The sequence below is a fragment of the Photobacterium sp. MCCC 1A19761 genome (assembly GCF_037389125.1).
Taxonomy (GTDB): Bacteria; Pseudomonadota; Gammaproteobacteria; order Enterobacterales; family Vibrionaceae; genus Photobacterium.
Map to the genome: position 1 here is coordinate 1 of NZ_JAZGTF010000025.1, position 12,161 is coordinate 12,161.

Here is a 12,161-nt window from a genome sequence, read left to right on the forward strand (position 1 = left end):
CATCACGGAATATTACAGCAAGGTCAGGCCACATCAATATAACGGTGGTTTGACGCCAAATGAGTCAGAACGGTTATTCTGGAATGACTCTAAAACTGTGGCCAATTTTACTTGACCACTACAGTTTACTTCTTCTGAACCTTCTGCAATTCCCCCCACACCCGATCGGACTCTTTCTTGTTCGATTCCGTTAACCACTTCCCATAGACCTTGGCGACCATGGTGATGTCGGCGTGGCCCATTTGCTGCGCCAGGTAACTGACATTGACGTTCGCGTGGGTGATCATCCAGCTGGCGTACGTGTGCCGCAACTGGTACTGATTCCGGTGTGGAATGCCGGCCTTTTGGCAGAGGGCTTCCCAAACTTTGCCTAGCGCGCGTTTCCGTAATAGTCGTAGTCGCTGTAAATCTTTCTACAAGGGAAAAAGCGCCACTACTGCCCCTCATAATCAAAGCATTGCTGTTTCAGCCAGCGGCCCAGGGCGATGATTTCACGCTGTCTTGCCCGTGATTTTTTATAGGTGAAGTAGAGCTTGTCGCCAGTCGGCAATTCATGGGTGGGGATGCGCACCAGATGTTGCCGGTCCTGATCATTGAGGAAGTAGTCGTTGAGAAAGGCGATGCCTTGATGATATTTCGCAGCTTCCGCGGCGAGAACCATGTGACTGAAATAGCTCATGTTGGCACTCGCAGGGAGTTCGAACCCGCCCAGTTTACACCAGGCTTTCCAGTCGGCCCCTTGCTCTGAATTAAAGATAGAATGCACGGAGAGTAAAGGCTGTTGCCAGATGGCTTCCGGAAGCGGTTGATCCTGTATTTTCTGCCACAGCTTCTGGCTGCAGAACGGGTAGAGCGTTTCCTGATACAGGAACTCGGCGGTAAAGTTCTTACGGGGTGGGTGCGCCGTAACAAAGCAGTCCGCACACTGGTCGGTGAATTCCGGCTCTTCAGTGACCATTTTTAAGGTCAGCTCGATCTCCGGGTGAAGCTGACGGAAATTTTCCAGCCGCGGCACCAGCCATTTCACGGCAAGCGAGCTGTACAAGGCCAGCCGTAGCCGTCCACATTCACCCTCGCGGATCTGCTGGCTGGACTGAGAAATACACTGGAGCGAGTGGGAAATATCTTCAAAATAGCGCTCACCCAGCACCGTGAGGGAAAGTTTGCGTCCGCCGCGAATAAACAGGCTTTCACCCAGATATTCTTCCAACAGTCGCACCTGATGGCTGACGGCACTTTGGGTGACGTTCAGGGCAACAGCAGCTTGCGAGAAGCTGTTCAGTCGGGCCACGGCTTCAAAGCACTGCACGGCGCGAAGGGGCGGTAATTTCATTATTAGCTCAGCTCATAAATAACCAATAAATATCATTACCATCGATACTAACGTATCAACTAAGCTTCTGCCATTGGATGATTAAAAGGAAATGAGGACGGCTGATCCGTCCTCAATGGAGGAGTTATGCCAGTGATGTCTGTCGGGGTGGCGATGACCCTGCTGGTGGTGGGTAATTTGATCGCCGTTTTCTCGGATGCCCTGGTGAAAACGCTGGGGGAAGAAGTGGCGGTGTTTCAGTTTGTGTTTTTCCGCCAGATCACAGCCGTGATGATTTTACTGCCGTTTTGTCTTCACCACGGCAGGGCGGGTTTTACGGATGGTTTGAAGTGGCACACGCTGCGGGCCCATGTGTGGCTTTTGGGCGCGGTGTTTATGGTGGTGGCGATTAACGCTATGCCGCTAGCGACTGCCAATGCGATTTTCTATGCTGCGCCATTGCTGATGCTGCCGTTGGCCTACTTGTTGTACAAAGAGCAGTTGTCTCGCTATTCCATGCTGGCCGGATTGGTTGGCTTTGTCGGGGTACTGGTGATTATCCGTCCTACGCAAATTGACTGGGCGGCGATCGCTGCGTTGATCGTCGCGCTGACGCTGGCCGGGAATAACTTGCTGATCCGCAAATTGCCGCCGTATCAGAGCGTGCCCCAGACGCTGTTGCTGACCAATGCCGCAGGCATTCCGGTCTCGCTGTGTCTGGCCTTGTGGGAAGGAGAGCGTTGGGACTGGAACCTGCTGATGACAGCCGCGGGATCCAGCGCGTTTATTCTGGTCTATGCCGGGATTTGCGTGGCCACCTACCGGCGTGTGGAGAGCAACAAGATAGCCAGTGCCGAGTATACCGGTTTGCTTGGCGCGGTTGGGATCGGGCTGATCTGGTTTGATGAAATTCCGGACATGGCCATGCTGGCGGGAACCGCCCTGATTATTGTTCCGTTGATCTGGCTGGCCCGGGTAGAGAAGCAGAACAGTCGCAGGCTTCACGCCAGTCAGACGTCTGTGACCGAAAACTCACCCTGATGGGGCGCGGTGTTTTTGATGGCGGCACAATAACATGGATCCATAGATGATGTAGATCACGAAACCTGATATACTCCCCCGCGTTCACAAGGCAAAAGCTGTCGGTCCGGCAGCTTTTTTCATGCTTGTTAAATATATCAACATTGGAACAGTACATTGATTTCTACCGCAAATATCACAATGCAGTTTGGCGATAAGCCATTGTTTGAAAATATCTCAGTCAAGTTTGGTGAAGGCAACCGTTACGGCCTGATCGGCGCCAACGGCTGTGGTAAGTCGACGTTCATGAAAATTCTGGGCGGCGAGCTGGAGCCTTCTTCCGGTACTGTTTCCAAAGATCCGAACGAGCGTATGGCGAAACTGGGCCAGGATCAGTTTGCCTTTGAAGAGTACACGGTTGTCGACACGGTGATCATGGGTCACAAAGAGCTGTGGGCAATCAAAGAAGAGCGCGATCGTATCTACGCCATGGCGGAGATGTCTGAAGACGACGGCATGCGCGTTGCTGATCTGGAAGTTGAATTTGCGGAAATGGACGGCTATTCAGCCGAAGCCCGTGCCGGGGAGCTGCTGTTGGGCCTGGGGATTTCTGAGGACATGCACTTTGGTCTGATGAGCGCGGTTGCACCGGGCCTCAAAGTTCGGGTTCTGTTGGCGCAGGTGCTGTTTGCCAACCCGGACATCATGCTGCTCGACGAACCGACGAACAACCTGGACATTCACACCATTGCCTGGTTGGAGCGCGTGCTGCTGGAGCGTAACTGCACCATGATCATCATCTCGCACGACCGTCACTTCCTGAACAGTGTGTGTACTCACATGGCGGATCTTGACTACGGTGCGCTGCGCTTGTTCCCGGGCAACTACGATGAGTACATGGTTGCTGCAACCCAGGCGCGTGAGCGTCTGCTGGCGGACAATGCCAAGAAGAAAGCTCAGATCGCAGAACTGAATACCTTCGTCAGCCGTTTCTCGGCCAATGCCTCGAAAGCGAAGCAGGCGACTTCTCGTCAGAAACAAATTGATAAGATCCAGCTGGAAGAAGTGAAAGCGTCCAGCCGTCAGAACCCGTTCATCCGTTTCGAGCAGGAAAAAGAGCTGTTCCGTAACGCGCTGGAAGTGGAAGGTCTGAAGCAGGGCTACGGCGATAACATCCTGATCAACGGCGTCAAACTCATGGTTGAAGTCGGTGAGCGCATCGCGATTATCGGTGAAAACGGTATTGGTAAGTCTACGTTCCTGAATACTCTCGCTGGTGCCATGGACCCGATGGACGGGATGGTCAAGTGGTCTGAAAATGCCAATATCGGTTTCTATGCTCAGGACCACTCTGATGACTTCGACACAGACATGAATCTGATTGACTGGATGAGCCAGTGGAAGAACGATGGGGACGACGAGCAAACCGTTCGTGGCATCCTGGGTCGGATGCTGTTCTCGCAAAACGACATCAAGAAATCTGTGCGCGTGATTTCCGGTGGTGAGCAAGGCCGCATGCTGTTTGGTAAGCTGATCATGCAAAAACCAAACATCCTGCTGATGGATGAGCCAACCAACCACATGGACATGGAATCGATCGAATCCCTGAACCTGGCACTGGAAAACTACAAAGGCACTCTGATGTTTGTATCGCACGACCGTCAGTTTGTTTCTTCAATCGCCACGCGGATCATTGAGATCACCAAAGACGGCGTTGAAGATTTCCACGGCACGTACGATGAGTACCTGGCGAAGAAAGGTCTGGAAGGCTAAGGTCACAACGTCTGGTTGTTGAACCTTTGATGCTTTGAAATTCAGAAAGCCGCCGTCAAGGCGGCTTTCTTATACGAGAGAATAAACGATGAAGATTTGGGTAGACGCCGATGCGTGTCCGAATGTGATTAAAGAGATTTTATTCCGGGCTGCCAATCGGGTTGCGATTCCCGTGACACTGGTGGCCAACCATTTTGTCCGGGTACCGCCGTCACCGCATATCCGCTCGATTCAGGTCGAGTCGGGTTTTGATGTCGCAGACAACTACATTGTCCAGCAAGCGGAAGCCGGCGATTTGGTGATCACCGCAGATATCCCGCTGGCGGATGAGCTGATCACCAAAGGCGCTCACGCCCTGAACCCGCGCGGCGAACTGTATACCAAAGACACCATCAAACAGCGTCTGCAAATGCGCGATTTCATGGAAACCATGCGCAGCAGCGGCGTTCAAACCGGCGGCCCGGCGCCCCTGAATCAGGCCGACCGCCAGAACTTCGCCAACAAACTGGATACGATGCTGGCGAAGTACCATAAGAAATAAAACCGTCGCAGGATCTGAGCTTTAGCACGGTTATTGCTGTCTGGAGGAAACAGATATTCTGTCAGTGGGGATCTGAACGACTATACTTCGCCAGAGATTTGTCGCTATCCAGACGGCATCACCGGGGGATGGGGGTGTTATGTCGTTTTTAACTGCGTTCATGCCGCTGAGCACGAGAAGGGCAGTGGCTTAACGAATAAGAAGAGGTTGATACCCGATGAAGCATTAACGTATCCCCAGATAACGCGAGGGTAAAAGAATGACGAATAAACTCACAAAGTCCATGCTATTGCTCGGGCTCGGAGTAACGCTCAGTGGCTCTGTCCTGGCCAATCATGCCACCCCAAGATCAACCAATCTCTCCGCTGCACTGGACGGCTTTCAAGAAGTCCCCGCCGTCTACACGAAAGGCTCCGGGAGTTTCAGTGCTTGGTTAAGTTACGACAAGTTGTATTTTTCCTTCCGGTATAAGTATCTTGCCGGACCCATTAAATTTGCACATATCCATTTTGGTAAGCCCGGGACGAATGGGGGCGTGATTGCATTTATTTGTAGCAATGATGCGGCCAGCGCACCGGCGAATGTACCGTCTTGCCCGGAGCCCGGGGAAAGACTCCAAGGGATGATTACCAGCGATGATGTGGTGGAGAACGCAGCCCAGGGGATCAGTGCCGGTGATTTTTACGCGCTGAAACAGGCCATCATGAATGGCGCTGCGTACGTGAATGTCCACAGTGATGCGTTTCCTTCCGGAGAGCTTCGCGGCAACCTTGATTATCAAGCAAACAGTAGCGCGAAGACTCCTGAGAAGTCCGATAATTATTCCGAGAAGTCCGATGATTCATCCCAAACGTATAAGAAGTATCCGGACAACACGGATGACGATGAATCGTCCAAGGAGTCCCATCGCAAATACAAATAATGTTGTTCACCCTCGCGCCTGAAGAGGCGCGGGGATTTTCAGTACCTCAAGTTATCAAGCTATCAAGCTTTGTCACTGCCTGCGATCAGGTGCCAGATATCTCGGCGTCGCCGTGAAAGATTAGAGTTGAACCACGTTGACGGCAATGATGATGGGGAGTTCAGAGTCTGACGATAAGCTGTATATCGTATTGATCCCATTACTTTTCTCGGCGGATTTTTCTGCCCGATTGAATTTGATATTCCCAATCGTGAGGGCATCTGAGGTGGTCACCGCGTGTTCAATGGATGCTTTCACGCTCCCCAAGGCGGCCAATTCAACCGTCGGCTGATAAGCCACGATCAGTTCAGATACCCGGCAATGGAGTAGTCCGTTTGCCCCTAAGATGGCGTCCAGACTGGCTCCCCCCTGTAATCCAGGTTTGTTCTGTTTAATGAACGTCAATAAGCTGCTGTCGAACCAGCTCCCCGGGGTGATTTTGATGCGATTCCACGCCTGCGCGCTGATTTCCAGATAGTCGCTTTCGGTATGCAGCGGCAGTTCGAGCGGATTGGTGTGCCCTATTTTCAGCGAGATCGGGCTTTGTATCGGAATGCGAATGGTTTGGGGGTTCGATCCTTTGGTGATTTGTGCAACCCATTCGTCGGACCAAAGACTGACACTGTAGGCCGGAGTCCAGCGCAAAATGCCGGAGCCGTCTTTGGTTTTGGCCCAGCCTTGGGGCGCATCACCGTCGTTGGCAGGAGACTGGGTTGGTGGTGTGATTTTCTGCCGCGCATTGAGCAGAAGTTGCTTGGGATGAAAGCTGTTCTCATCTATTAAGTTCAGCAGCAGGCTGTAGCTGTTAAACAACCGCTCCGTACCAAATGCAAACGTACCGCTGGAGCATGAAGCCGGTAGGGTGTCACTGAAGTTGACCATACTTAGAGGCAAGGTTCCGGTTGTCGTCTGTTCCCAGGACCAGGTCTTACTGGGGATGAGCACCTGTCCCTGGATGGTCAGCACCGGGTCGGTGCTTTGGTTTTCATGGATTGTGAAAAAGGCCATCGTCAAAACCAACAATGTAAAAAACGTGAGGTATACGAGCGGGCTTTTCCTGACTGTGTGATTCAGCAATGTCATCGCTCTATGGGCTGAGTTCGGGGCAGCCAGGCTGCCCCGATGATGGTGAAGATTACACTTCTGCCAAATCTGCCGCAGATTTGGATTTGTTGGCGTTGGGGGAGACATTCCCTGGGAAGCTCACAACCACCCCTAGAATTACAGGATTTTCTGAGGTTGTTTCTCCTTCGAACGTATTATTTCCGGATGTACTGTGGACATACTCGCTTTCATGGCCACCATTGCCGCCAAAGTTAAATGGCCCAATACGGAAACCGCCACCGCCGTTGAACTTCTCGTAGTTCCGGTTGTAGGTCGCTTTACTCATGGTCACTTTAAAGCTTGGTTTGTAAGCGACGAGCAACTGAACAATACCGGTGGTCAGAATGCCGTACTGACCAAACAGTGAGCTGCTTCCTTGCGGACCATTCGCAACCCAAGGACTGACGATGGTAAATCCCTGGCCGGATTGGCCCTGCGTGGCATTCGCCAGTTCATTGAGGAAGCCGCCGTCGTACCAGTCGCCGGGTGAAACATCGACCAAGGTGCTGCTTTCGACTTTGATCTCCGCCTTGAGGCTGGAATCTTGTGAACTGAGATCAATTTTCTCCCAGCCGCCGCTGCCGTGTACGCCCCAGAAGAAGGTGCTGTAGCCCGCGCTCCCGCCAGCCCAGGAGTGATTCATGGCCGAAGACTGTTCACTGGCATCGAGCGTAATGGTAAATGCGCCCTGGCTGCCGTTGGTTAACTCGTTGCGCCAGTCCTGGCCGGACTTGCCAATCTTAAATTCCGGCTGCCATTCCAGGATGCCGCTGCCGTTCGGAACCTTGACCCATCCGCGCGGTGCAGTTGCTGAAGCGGGGTTGGATGTTGGCATGACCGTCGCCTCAATTGCATTTTGCAGGCTTTGCGGCATAAAGGCTTTTTCGAGTTGTAACTTAAATGCCAGCGCTTGATTGAACGCTGCCGTCGCATCCTTGACAGCTGTTTGATAGCTTTGCGCCTGGGGCGATGCTAGCCAATCGCTGATGGTGGGGTATTGTGCTTCAAAAATCACGCCGCCATTTTGCTTGGCGGCCAGGTAGGCTTGGTTCATATTACTTTCAGCCTGGACAATGGCATTTTGTTTTTGGGTCACCTGATTCGTCGCGTCTGTCACCGCTTGTTGCTGTTCCGGGCTGACTTTAAAAGTAACATGCGAGAAAATTTGTTTGTAGGCATCAAAAAAACGTGTGGCGGTGGGGGAGAAGTTACCCACGGGGGACCAGTTCGGCATCGCGCTAATCATTTGATAGGCTGTTGGATCCATTTGTCCCGTCGGCGCAACATTCCAGGTAAAGTTTTGTGGCGTACCGTTCATTTGCAAATACTCAATGCCGAGTTGAGTGCTGAGTTGCTGATATATCTGACTGAATAAATTCTCATTATTAGACATAAACCTTTTTCCTTGTTGGTGTTCAGGTGGTTAGTCGTCATTCATGACTGAAATAGCCTAATGAATATTTGAGTTTGAGTTCAGATACTGACTTGAACTTACTTTTCGTTCGTACTGCCGCGGAAAGTAGTTTAATCCTAGGGGATGCGAGGCGTTGTACAATTAATATATCGTGATATCTGATCCAGAATGAGATGTAAAAATGTAATTGCGATTTTTATTTTTAAAAGTTATTGAAAAGACAAAATAATAATTTCAATCGGCTTGAACGACAATGGTTGAGCTATTTTATATACATGGTGAAATTGTCCGTTCACTAAGCCTGGTTTTGTTGTTTAAATTATTAATAAAATAAGTTGAGTTTAAAACACAAGGGTTCTCAACGGATTGAATTCGTTGAATATGTTATTTCCTCGCGGGTGTTGTTTAAAAGTCCCTGAGTATCCGCCGTTTTGAGGCTATTGGATTTGATCTCGCTTAAAACGACGCCGAATAATCAGGGTACCAGTGAATTAAATCAGTAGCTTAAATTAGTGGCTTAGTCATAAAATGCAATTGCCCCTGTTCGGGGTAGTTCTCCAGGGTCATTTGACATTGATAGCCATGCTTCTCGTAAAACGGCCGCGCTTAGAAACTGAGGGTATCGACCAGCGCATGCTGACACCCCAGGGTAAGCGTTTTCACCGCTTGATGTTATCGCGGCAATTGTTCCCATTCTGATTTCAGGATCGCGAGGACAACCGTATCCCACCACTGGCCCTTGAAAAAGCGGTGCTGGTGAAAGTGTGCTTCCTGGCGCATCCCTAAGCGTCGGCACAGGTGAATTGCAGCTTTGTTTTCTCCGATGGTTTCGGCGTAGATGCGATGGATATTGAGCTCCTGAAACCCGAAGTCAGCCAGCGCCCGAGCAGCTTCTATCATCAGGTTCTGTCCCTGATGATGCCGGGACAAGCCGCAACCCATGGATGCCTGACGATTGTCTTCCAGACGCAAGCAGACCGTGCCGATGAATGCACCGGTCGCTTGATGTTCGATTGCCAATTGATAGCTCCGACGCGGTACTTCGTTGGCTTGCGCGATAAACAGCTGGGTCAGCTTCCGATATTTGTTCGGGTCACAATCGGATTCATCGTAAAAGCGCTGATACTTTTCATCCTGAGAAATCGCCACGAAAGCGTCCTCGTCTTCGGGACGCATATCGCGGATGAGCAAATGTTCGGTCTTGAGTTGAAACACAGACAGTCCTTATCTGTTGGGTGATCCCGGGTTCAGGATTCGTTGTTGATCAGCTTGTAGGTAATGGCATAGAGCTGATCGATATCCGGATAAATTTCACGGATCAGCGTTTTGAGTTTGGACAGCTCCAGCGCTTCCTGCTCGGCATGAAACTCGTTAATGTCGTCAAACTGGAGCGGCTCGACGGAGAGGATTTCGATGTCACAGACCTTCTCGTCGGTTTCCAGCGTAAAGACTTCAACCTGAGTGCCGGGAACATAGTGACTTTCAGATTCGTCCCGGATGGTGATGGTCTTTTTCCCCGAGACGATCAAAGGGGTCAGCATCTCGAAAAAGGTGATCTTGGTTGGGGGCGTTGTCATGGGGTATTTCCTTACAAGGCAGCGAATGAGCGCCGGTTGCGGGCGAAGCTTCAAGGTTGAACGACAGGGGACAATCAGAAATTGCCCGTAATCGTCATGAATACGCAGCAGTTTAATGGAGTTCCAGCACCAGCCGCAACATGTCTTTATGTTGAATGCCGTGCTCAAAAATAGCGTCCTCGTAATGCTCGATAAAGAAGTCTTTGATGACGCCATCGACCCGAAAGCCTAGCCGCTGGTAGAACGTCAGCTGATAACCGAATGTTCCGGTCCCTAAGACGATTTGTCGAAATCCGAGCGCTTTGACTTCAGCGATCACAAAACGGAGCAAAGCAGAGCCGACCCCTTGGCCTTGAGCGTTTGGGCTGACCGCAATATTGAAAAGCTCAATCCGTTCATCACTGTGCGCCTTTAACACGCATGCGCCGAGCGTTTCTTCAGCCTGACGGGCGATAAAACACAGTGAGCCGTGAAGATAGGTTGCGATTTGTTTTTCGCACGGATCAGCTTCGAGCAGCAATGCGATGGGGATGCACTCTGCGTTGGCTCTGCCCAGCAACAGTTCCGTCTCTAGCGTCATTGATAACTCAGTTCCAAGGTGATAATAATTCGTGAAATCATTGCGTTGGTCTGGTTTTTACAGCAGATGTTTTTATTGCGCAACCGCCATACGGAAAAGCTGTTAACTCAGCTTGTATTTATGTGTGCGGTTGCGCAATGTCGGGTTCTGCGGTCGAATTCGTGACTTAAATCCAGCGGCGGACTTTCTGGCAATAGGCGTCATACTCAGCACCAAAAGTGTTGCGCATCATTTGCTCTTCAAAAGCGATGTACCATCGGTCCGTGATCCACAGGAAGAGCGCGGTCAGCAGCAAGGCGATGATGGAGCCCCCAATGAGGATGGCGACACCGGTTAACGCGATGCAAAAGCCCAGGTACATCGGGTTTCGCGTGTATTGAAAAATGCCGTCGGTCACTAGAACATCCGGCTGCCCGAAGGTCATGATATTGGTGTTGCGCTGACGAAATACTTTTTTGCCTGTGGCAGCCAGAGCAAGTCCGCCGAGGAGGAGGGGCAGCCCGGCAACATGGTAAGGGGTTGGAATCAGGTGATTCATGCCAAGCGCCCAGCAGATCACGCACATGGCCGCAATAAACATCACAAACAGTATTGGTGGTAATAACTTTCTCATGGTGAGTCTCCTGTCAAAGGGGACTCAACCATAAAAGGAGATCACGATCGGTGCCTTAACCTATGTTAAGTCCCTGCGCGGTCAGGTTCATCTCCCGGCGGATCCTGGACAGGGTCACATCGGTGATCCCCAGGTACATGGCGACATGTCGCAGCGGGATCCGGACGCTATCTTCACCGAATTCATTCAGAAATTGCTCATAGCGCTGCCGTGCACTGAGCAGTAAAAAATCCGCTTCTCGTTTCTCTTTTTTCAACACCAACCGCTCATAGATCCGGCGCAGGAACACCGACCAGGTGTGATGTTGTTCGCTCAGTTCGATCAACGCAGGGTAGTTGATTGAGGCGACCGTGCAGTCGGTGATGGCTTGGGTATAAAACGGGCTGCCGTGGCCTTCGACCAGTGAAATGACACTGGCAAACGCTCCCCCTTTTCTGACTAAGGATTTGTTGCGCTCGGTACCGGAAGCATCGATATAGAAATAGCGGCCGATCCCGTCCAGTAAAAAGTGAATCTCACACACACGGTCCCCGGCTACGAAAATGTCAGTTTTGGGGGCGTAATGGCGGAAAGTAAACAGGGGCAGGGCTGCTTGAAACTCCGCCTGGCTCAACGGTGAAATGGCTGAAAAAGTGAGTTCTAACAGTGTTTGGTGATGACGGTCCATATGTATCCTTACCTGACGTTGTCATGCAAACTATTTCACGTGGTGGTCGGGTTTGCAAATGGCAACGGCTTCGATTCGACTGAGGGGGCGGATCCTTCGGGGCAGAACACGTCATTTTTATGAAAGTATGCGGAGAGATATGATATAAGGCGGCCTTTGCCGCCTTGAGGAGAAGCCGTGTGTTTAGCTCGCTTCGCTAAGTGCCGGCTCTTTGTTCATTTTGAGAGCCAGAACCAGGCTGGAAATCGAGACCAGGCTCAGGCCGATGAGGCCCCAGGCCGCGGACGTGCCGGCCTGAACCAAAAACCAGACACAGATCGCGGAGGCGACAGTTGCGGAAAGGGTTGCCAGGGGTTTCAGCTGAAACCAGGCGGTGATTGCGCAAGAAGCGGAAGCGAAAAGGAGGAAGTAGGCAATCCCGCCGATGTGATGACCGGCTTGGTATAACTGCACGCCCTTGAACATGCCGCCGAAGCCGCCGAAATCGATATAGGCTAAAGGCATGAACCAGAGGGCCATACCACTGAGACCCAGTAGGAAGCCGATGGTTTTTCTGTCCATTTTGTTTCTCTTTTCATGATTAAACAACAACGCAAATC

Annotated in this window: 14 protein-coding genes and 1 pseudogene; 4 read left to right on the forward strand and 11 right to left on the reverse strand. The window is 51.4% G+C overall.

Annotated elements, in window-relative coordinates; genetic code table 11:
• Positions 1-125 precede the first annotated feature (125 nt).
• Complete coding sequence (locus tag VV869_RS18730; protein WP_337736561.1) at positions 126-335, reverse strand: integrase; 210 nt, start codon at positions 333-335, stop codon at positions 126-128.
• A 98-nt stretch (positions 336-433) separates the two neighbouring features.
• A complete protein-coding gene (locus VV869_RS18735) occupies positions 434-1,333 on the reverse strand; it encodes a LysR substrate-binding domain-containing protein (protein ID WP_337736441.1) in 900 nt (299 codons plus the stop codon).
• Between the two features lie 126 nt (positions 1,334-1,459).
• On the opposite strand from VV869_RS18735, the gene VV869_RS18740 reads away from it, so the two are divergent.
• From VV869_RS18740 to VV869_RS18755, 4 genes are all read left to right on the forward strand, one after another.
• Positions 1,460-2,353: a DMT family transporter gene (locus VV869_RS18740; RefSeq protein ID WP_337736442.1), complete on the forward strand. Its 894-nt coding sequence runs from the start codon at positions 1,460-1,462 to the stop codon at positions 2,351-2,353.
• A 156-nt stretch (positions 2,354-2,509) separates the two neighbouring features.
• Complete coding sequence (locus VV869_RS18745) at positions 2,510-4,105, forward strand: ABC-F family ATPase (RefSeq protein ID WP_337736443.1); 1,596 nt, start codon at positions 2,510-2,512, stop codon at positions 4,103-4,105.
• A gap of 88 nt (positions 4,106-4,193) precedes the next feature.
• Positions 4,194-4,646: a YaiI/YqxD family protein gene (locus tag VV869_RS18750; RefSeq protein WP_337736444.1), complete on the forward strand. Its 453-nt coding sequence runs from the start codon at positions 4,194-4,196 to the stop codon at positions 4,644-4,646.
• Positions 4,647-4,905: 259 nt separating this feature from the next.
• Positions 4,906-5,568, forward strand: a complete 663-nt coding sequence (locus tag VV869_RS18755) for a CHRD domain-containing protein (RefSeq protein WP_337736445.1) — start codon at positions 4,906-4,908, stop codon at positions 5,566-5,568.
• Positions 5,569-5,688: 120 nt separating this feature from the next.
• Here VV869_RS18755 and VV869_RS18760 read toward each other — a convergent pair whose 3' ends face one another.
• The 9 genes and pseudogenes from VV869_RS18760 to VV869_RS18800 all read right to left on the reverse strand — a co-directional run bounded on the left by VV869_RS18760 (position 5,689) and on the right by VV869_RS18800 (position 12,123).
• On the reverse strand, positions 5,689-6,615 hold the full coding sequence (locus VV869_RS18760; protein WP_337736446.1) for a hypothetical protein: 927 nt from the start codon (positions 6,613-6,615) through the stop codon (positions 5,689-5,691).
• A gap of 127 nt (positions 6,616-6,742) precedes the next feature.
• The gene (locus VV869_RS18765; protein WP_337736447.1) at positions 6,743-8,104 is read right to left on the reverse strand and encodes a hypothetical protein; all 1,362 of its coding nucleotides are present in this window, start codon (positions 8,102-8,104) and stop codon (positions 6,743-6,745) included.
• 525 nt (positions 8,105-8,629) lie between these two features.
• Positions 8,630-8,770 (reverse strand): annotated as a pseudogene (locus VV869_RS18770) (GNAT family N-acetyltransferase); the annotation flags it as partial.
• Positions 8,771-8,797: 27 nt separating this feature from the next.
• On the reverse strand, positions 8,798-9,340 hold the full coding sequence (locus VV869_RS18775) for a GNAT family N-acetyltransferase (RefSeq protein WP_337736448.1): 543 nt from the start codon (positions 9,338-9,340) through the stop codon (positions 8,798-8,800).
• A 32-nt stretch (positions 9,341-9,372) separates the two neighbouring features.
• Positions 9,373-9,702 (reverse strand): N(4)-acetylcytidine aminohydrolase, encoded by a 330-nt coding sequence (gene yqfB / locus VV869_RS18780; protein WP_337736449.1) that lies wholly within the window; start codon positions 9,700-9,702, stop codon positions 9,373-9,375.
• A gap of 112 nt (positions 9,703-9,814) precedes the next feature.
• Positions 9,815-10,282 carry a GNAT family N-acetyltransferase gene (locus VV869_RS18785; RefSeq protein WP_337736450.1) on the reverse strand — a complete coding sequence of 156 codons (468 nt, stop codon included), beginning with the start codon at positions 10,280-10,282 and terminating at the stop codon, positions 9,815-9,817.
• Positions 10,283-10,448: 166 nt separating this feature from the next.
• The gene (locus tag VV869_RS18790) at positions 10,449-10,895 is read right to left on the reverse strand and encodes a methyltransferase family protein (RefSeq protein WP_337736451.1); all 447 of its coding nucleotides are present in this window, start codon (positions 10,893-10,895) and stop codon (positions 10,449-10,451) included.
• A 55-nt stretch (positions 10,896-10,950) separates the two neighbouring features.
• The gene (locus VV869_RS18795) at positions 10,951-11,562 is read right to left on the reverse strand and encodes a Crp/Fnr family transcriptional regulator (RefSeq protein WP_337736452.1); all 612 of its coding nucleotides are present in this window, start codon (positions 11,560-11,562) and stop codon (positions 10,951-10,953) included.
• A 183-nt stretch (positions 11,563-11,745) separates the two neighbouring features.
• On the reverse strand, positions 11,746-12,123 hold the full coding sequence (locus VV869_RS18800; RefSeq protein ID WP_337736453.1) for a hypothetical protein: 378 nt from the start codon (positions 12,121-12,123) through the stop codon (positions 11,746-11,748).
• Positions 12,124-12,161 lie beyond the last annotated feature (38 nt).

Bases quoted from the DNA above. Each gene is read 5' to 3' on its own strand.
- VV869_RS18735 (WP_337736441.1), bottom strand. From the start codon at position 1,333: ATGAAATTACCGCCCCTTCGCGCCGTGCAGTGCTTTGAAGCCGTGGCC.
- VV869_RS18740 (WP_337736442.1), top strand. From the start codon at position 1,460: ATGCCAGTGATGTCTGTCGGGGTGGCGATGACCCTGCTGGTGGTGGGT.
- VV869_RS18750 (WP_337736444.1), top strand. From the start codon at position 4,194: ATGAAGATTTGGGTAGACGCCGATGCGTGTCCGAATGTGATTAAAGAG.
- VV869_RS18755 (WP_337736445.1), top strand. From the start codon at position 4,906: ATGACGAATAAACTCACAAAGTCCATGCTATTGCTCGGGCTCGGAGTA.
- VV869_RS18760 (WP_337736446.1), bottom strand. From the start codon at position 6,615: ATGGCCTTTTTCACAATCCATGAAAACCAAAGCACCGACCCGGTGCTG.
- VV869_RS18765 (WP_337736447.1), bottom strand. From the start codon at position 8,104: ATGTCTAATAATGAGAATTTATTCAGTCAGATATATCAGCAACTCAGC.
- yqfB (WP_337736449.1), bottom strand. From the start codon at position 9,702: ATGACAACGCCCCCAACCAAGATCACCTTTTTCGAGATGCTGACCCCT.
- VV869_RS18785 (WP_337736450.1), bottom strand. From the start codon at position 10,282: ATGACGCTAGAGACGGAACTGTTGCTGGGCAGAGCCAACGCAGAGTGC.
- VV869_RS18790 (WP_337736451.1), bottom strand. From the start codon at position 10,895: ATGAGAAAGTTATTACCACCAATACTGTTTGTGATGTTTATTGCGGCC.
- VV869_RS18795 (WP_337736452.1), bottom strand. From the start codon at position 11,562: ATGGACCGTCATCACCAAACACTGTTAGAACTCACTTTTTCAGCCATT.
- VV869_RS18800 (WP_337736453.1), bottom strand. From the start codon at position 12,123: ATGGACAGAAAAACCATCGGCTTCCTACTGGGTCTCAGTGGTATGGCC.